This window comes from Olavius algarvensis spirochete endosymbiont (assembly GCA_900608495.1).
GTDB lineage: Bacteria > Spirochaetota > Spirochaetia > DSM-2461 > DSM-2461 > UBA2779.
Map to the genome: position 1 here is coordinate 1 of UWYT01000234.1, position 222 is coordinate 222.

General features: G+C 56.8%; 1 protein-coding gene. It reads left to right on the forward strand.

What is annotated here, in order from left to right:
* On the forward strand, positions 1–222 hold a 222-nt coding region (locus tag S1OALGB6SA_RS06740; RefSeq protein ID WP_503465882.1), incomplete at both ends, for a hypothetical protein.

Below are 222 nucleotides of genomic sequence, written 5' to 3' on the forward strand. Positions count from 1 at the left end.
GCAGATAGAATAGAAGATAGAGTGGTAAGCACCTTTGCCGGCAGTGGCACAGCGAATTCTGGGAATGGCACCGGCACAGCGGCACAGTTTTACTTCCCCGGCGGAGTGGCTGTGGACTCATCCGACAATGTCTTTGTGGCAGATAGTGGCAACAACCGCATCCGGAAAATCACGCCTGCGGGGGTGGTAAGCACCTTGGCCGGCAGCACAGAGGGTTTTGCG